A 5,714-nucleotide genomic window follows, 5' to 3' on the forward strand; every position below is an offset into this window, starting at 1 on the left:
GTAGCCTAGGCCCACGTCGTAGAGCGTCTGGAGCTTCCGCTTGATCTGCGGGATGTTGCCGAAGAACGCAAGCGCCTCCGTCACGGACATGTCGAGCACGTCCGAGATGGACTTGCCGCGGTAGGTGACCTCGAGCGTCTCACGGTTGTAGCGCTTGCCGCCGCAGACCTCGCACGGCACGTAGATATCGGGCAGGAAGTGCATCTCGATCTTGATCTGGCCGTCGCCCTTGCAGGCTTCGCAGCGACCACCGGGCACGTTGAAGCTGAAGCGACCGGGGCTGTAACCGCGCGCCTTGCTCTCGGGCACGCTCGCGAAGAGCGCCCGCAGGTCGTCCCAGAGCCCGATGTAGGTGGCGGGGTTCGAGCGCGGCGTGCGGCCGATGGGCGACTGGTCGATGTCGATGACCTTGTCAATCTCTTCGAGCCCCTCGAGCTTCTTGTACGGCCCCACGGGACGCGCCGAGCGGTGGATGGCGTTCGTGAGTGCGGGTGCGATCGTGTCCGTCACGAGACTCGACTTGCCCGAACCGGACACGCCCGTCACCACGGTGAACGTGCCGAACTCGATCTTCGCCGTGACGTTCTGCAGGTTGTTCGCGCGGGCACCCGTGATCTTCAGGCAACCGCGCCCGGGCTTGCGGCGCTCCTCCGGCAGGCGGATCATCCGCTTGCCGGTGAGATAGGCGCCCGTGAGCGAACCGGGACAGGCCATGATCTCCTCCGGCGTGCCGGCGCAGACGACCTCGCCGCCGTTCTCGCCGGCGCCCGGACCCATGTCCACCACGAAGTCCGCAGCGCGGATGGTGTCCTCGTCGTGCTCGACCACAATGACCGTGTTGCCGAGGTCGCGCAGACGCTCGAGCGTCGCGATGAGGCGCTCGTTGTCGCGCTGGTGCAGGCCGATCGACGGCTCGTCCAAGATGTAGAGCACGCCCATGAGCCCGGCGCCGATCTGCGTGGCGAGGCGGATGCGCTGCGCCTCGCCGCCCGAAAGCGTGGCGGAGGCGCGGTCGAGTGTGAGGTAATCGAGGCCCACGTCCACCAAAAAGCGCAGGCGCTCCAGGATCTCCTTCACGATGCGCCCGCCGATGAACTGCTGGCGCTCGGTGAGCTCGAGATGCTCGAAGAACTCGAGCGATTCGCGGCACGAGAGGCAGCACACGTCGTAGATCGACTTGTCGCCCACCGTGACGGCGAGCATCTCCGGGCGCAGGCGCGCGCCGTGGCACGCGGAGCACGGTTCCTCGCGAATATAGCGCTCGAGCTTGGCCTTCGTGTTCTCGTTCGTCGTCTCGATATAGCGTTCGTACAGGATGTTCCGCACGCCGGAGTACTTCGTGAACCAATGCGTGTCGCGGCCGTCCTGCGTGTGGTAGTCCACGCGCATCTTCTTGTCGCCCAGGCCGTCGAGGAAGATCTTGCGCACGCGTGCGGGAAGGTCCTTCCACGGCGTGGCAGGGTCGACCTTCAGATGCACGCAAAGCGCGCGGAAGATCTGTGGATAGTAGTTCGATTTACCGAAGAAGCTGCCGAAGACGCCCTCCTCGATGGAGAGGGTCGGGTCTTCGATGAGCGCCTCGGCGTCCACGACCTTCTTGAAGCCCAGACCGTCGCACTCAGGGCAGGCGCCGTAGGGGGCGTTGAACGAGAAGTCGCGCGGCTGCAGGTCGTCGATGGAATGCCCGTGCTCGGGGCACGCGAGCGCGAGCGAATACGTGAGGAGCTCGCCCTCCGTGCCTTCCGGTGCATCGCGATCGGGCAGCAGGTAGACCGCGACGCGACCGTGGGCGAGCGCCGTCGCCTGCTCCACCGCCTCCGCGATGCGGCCGACGGAGTTCTCACGAATCACGATGCGGTCCACCACGACCTCGATGGTATGGCGGAACTTCTTGTCGAGCGCGATCGGGTCGTCGAGGCTGCGAACCTCGCCATCGATACGCACGCGGGAAAAGCCCTCGGCACGCAGGTCATCCAAGAGCTTCGCAAACTCACCCTTGCGGTCGCTCACCACGGGCGCGAGCACGAACGCGCGCCTCCCCTGACCCGCCTCGAGAATCTTGTCCGCCACCTGGTCGGTCGTTTGGCGTTCGATCACGCGGCCGCACTCAGGGCAGTGCGGCGTACCGATACGCGCAAAGAGCAGGCGCAGGTAATCATAGATCTCGGTGACCGTGCCCACCGTGGAGCGCGGGTTCTTCGAGGTGGTCTTCTGGTCGATGGAAACCGCCGGCGAAAGGCCGTCGATGGAATCGAGGTCGGGCTTGTCCATCTGTCCCAAGAACTGGCGGGCGTAGCTCGAGAGCGACTCCACGTAGCGGCGCTGGCCCTCGGCATAGATGGTGTCGAAGGCGAGACTCGACTTGCCCGAACCCGAAAGGCCGGTGATCACGACGAGTTCGTCGCGCGGGATCTCGACGTCGATGTCCTTGAGGTTGTGCTCGCGGGCGCCGCGAATAACGATAGAAGAATCGGACATGGTTGCTCCGTTTCATTGTTGGCAACCTTTGATTCTAACGCAGCCCGCGATACCGCCGTCCCCGTCACCGCGCCGTCACGGTTTGTTCAAGCCTTGTTCGATAGATGCGAGGCACCACCCCACCACGACAGCCGGTGCCCGCTCTGCATCGATGCCTTGCGCCCGCGACGACGGCTGGCACCCGCCCCCCATCTCACAGCATCACCTTTTCTCGACAGTTTTTCCCGTTGAAGGCCAAAAACTGTCGAGAAAAGGTGATTCAGTGGGTGGCGGGATCGCATCAACCGAGTGACTCGCCGTACCACTGCTCGATCATGTGGCGCGCGATGGAGGCGCGACCGGGCAGCTCGAGCTCGTCCGCCTCAACTGCGCGGCGCAGCTCGTCGCGGGTGAACCAGCGCGCCGATCCCACCTCTTCATGGTCGACGAGCACCTCGGTAGAGCAGGCATGCGCACGGAACCCCAGCATAATCGACGCAGGGAACGGCCATGGCTGCGAGCCCAGGTAGCGCACCTCGTCGAGCTCGACGCCCACCTCCTCGCGCGCCTCGCGCCGAACCGCATGCTCCAGGCTCTCGCCCGCTTCCACGAATCCTGCGGAGACCGAGAAGAACTTCTTGCGCCATGCGGCGTTGTTCTGCAGAAGAATGCGGTCTGCGTCGTCGACGATCGCCGTGATCACTGCGGGCTCGATGCGCGGAAAGAGCAGACGCCCCGCATCGTTCGGACTCGTGCAGGTCTGAGCCCAGCCGGAGAGCGTCGGGCGCACGGGCGCACCGCAAACCGGGCAGAACCGCTGGTTCGCGTGCCAAGCCGCAAGTGCGACCGCTGTCGTGGCAACACCGGATTCGAAGGGCGTGGCGCACGGCGCGAACTCACGCAGCTCCACCCAATCGAAATCGCGCAGCGCGCGCTCGGCAAGAGAGCCCGCCGCGCCGTCGATCCCCTGGTCTGCGCTCACATGCGCGGCGTTCACCGCAGGTGCGGGGCGCGAGATATCGAGGGCAAGATAGGGCGTTGCGGGCTCGCTGGCGCGATCGAGCCCCAGGTAGATGACGAGCGCTCCATCGCCGAGCGCCTCTGCGCGCACCTCGGAACCCGAAAGCAGCGCGAGCGAGAGCGCACCTTCGGGTACCGTCGCATCCGGACGGGGTGCCGCCGGGTCGTTGAAGCAGAAGAGCGCACCAGCTGACGCGCCCTGCGCATGCCGGGGCACCGCGACCATCCCGCCGTTCACGAGCACCACGCGCGTCGCCGCATCGCCGAGCAGCCACTCGATGAGCCCGTCCTCACCTCTTCGCTCCACGTCGTAATCGATATCGGTCTGGGCGAGCGGCAGGCTCGCCATGAATGCCGCGTCGTCGAGCTCCGCCCATCTTCCATGCCCCGCCATCGTGCGCCTCCGCCTCGAAATGATTACATCCAGCCTGCTTGGATTCTATCACCTTACTCCACGCTCTTGAGCGCCTCGAGCATGTCGACGTCGCGCAGGCGGCGGTTCACCACCACGCCGAGCAGCGCGGTGATGGTGCCCACGATGACGAGCGGGATGATGAACACGTACGGCGCGAACGTGGGGTCGAACATGACGTTGTCCGGCGGCACCACGGTAATGATGTAGTTGCGGAACCACACGCCGAGCACGTAGCCCACGAGGATGCCGAGCGCCGTGAGCAGCATCGTCTCGCGGTAGATGTACATCGTGACCTCGCCATCAAAGAAGCCGAGCACCTTAATGGTAGAGAGCTCGCGAATACGTTCGGAGATGTTGATGGTCGTGAGGTTGTAGAGGATCACACCCGCCAGAAGCGTTGCCACCACGATGAGCACGACCATGATCTTGTTGAGCGACTCCACGATCGTCGCGATCTGCGCCATGAGCGAGGTGTTCTGCACGATGCCCCGCACAGCAGGCAGCTCCATGAGGTGCGCGGCGAGCGCGTTCACCGATACCGCCGAGGAGTCTGCTAAGGTCACGAGCGCGGCGTTCGGCGCATATGCCTCGCCAAACGCCTCCTCATAGGCGTCCTCGCCCATGAAGATGAAGTGCCCCATGTACATCTCGGTCACGCCCGTGCAGGTAAGTTCGCGCTCTTCGCCCGTCGCATCGCTCACCGTGAACGAATCACCCGCGCCCACGCCCAGAAGCTGCGCGAGCCGTTCCGAAAGCACACAGGAACCCGCATCGAGCGGCACGTCTTCCCCGCCCACGCGTTCCCGCAGGTCGATGTAGTCCTCAAGCTCAGCCGGGTCGTCCGGTACGATGAGCACGATATCCTGCGTGTCGCCGTTGGCGCCTGCGACCTTCGTGAGCGCTTCGTAGTGTACGGACAAGGTGCGCTCAACATCCGAACCGGCGAGTTCAGATTCGAGCTCGGCAAGCTCGGCGTCGGTCGCCGTAGGCACCTGTGCCACGATCATGTCGTAGGTCACGATGTTGCCGAATTGCTCAGCGGAGATGCCGGAGATGGAGTACTGCGTGCCGAAGCCCGCGACAAGCAGAACCACCGCGCCCGCGACGCCGAACACCGTCATGAACATGCGCTTTTTGTAACGGAAGAGATTCCGCGCCGTTACCTTGTGCGTGAACGAGAGGCGATTCCAAATGAAGGGAATGCGCTCGAGCAGGATCTTCGAGCCAGACGCCGGAGGCTTGGGCAGCAGGAGCTCCGAGGGTTTGTCGCGAAGCTCGCTCCGCACCGCGAGCCATGCTGGCAGCACGGCGGACACGAGCCCCAGCACGACGGCAACGACGCTCACAGCCGGATCGAACAGCAGGTGGATGGGCGGCAGCACGAACTTCGTCGCATATGCGCTATACACGATCCACGGCAGCAGCGTGTGCCCCGCGACGATGCCGAGCACCGTGCCGATCATGCTCGACACAAAGCCATAGACGATGAACTTGAGCGCCACGTCCCAGTCGCTATACCCGAGTGCCTTGAGCGTGCCCGCGCCGATGCGCTCCTCGTCCACCATGCGCGTCATAGTGGTGAACGTCACGAGCGCGGCGATGAAGTACAGAAGGATCGGAAAGACCCACGCGAGCGCATCGACGATCTGAGCTACCGTTGCGTAGATCTTGTAGCCGTCGCCACCCGGCACCTCTCGGCGCGAGCTCGCGCTGTAGCCGGGCGCCTCGAGGCGGTCGAGCTTCTCCTGCGCCTCCACCAGGTCGGCCTCGGCTTGGGAAAGGCGCTCCTCCGCCTCTGGCTTCTGCGCGTTGTACGCCTCGA

The 5,714-nt window shown here is 64.7% G+C and carries 3 protein-coding genes; all 3 read right to left on the reverse strand.

The features are described from left to right. Window positions 1–2,478, reverse strand: a 2,478-nt coding sequence (gene uvrA, locus QZ079_RS07605) for an excinuclease ABC subunit UvrA (protein ID WP_297037208.1), incomplete at its 3' end; no start/stop codon positions are given. A 280-nt stretch (window positions 2,479–2,758) separates the two neighbouring features. Next, window positions 2,759–3,871 carry an NAD(+) diphosphatase gene (nudC, locus tag QZ079_RS07610; protein ID WP_297037210.1) on the reverse strand — a complete coding sequence of 371 codons (1,113 nt, stop codon included), beginning with the start codon at window positions 3,869–3,871 and terminating at the stop codon, window positions 2,759–2,761. A gap of 53 nt (window positions 3,872–3,924) precedes the next feature. Then, window positions 3,925–5,714: ABC transporter permease (locus tag QZ079_RS07615; RefSeq protein WP_297037212.1), on the reverse strand; the 1,790-nt coding region annotated here is incomplete at its 5' end.

Source organism: uncultured Enorma sp. (genome assembly GCA_905210055.1).
Taxonomy (GTDB): domain Bacteria; phylum Actinomycetota; class Coriobacteriia; order Coriobacteriales; family Coriobacteriaceae; genus Enorma.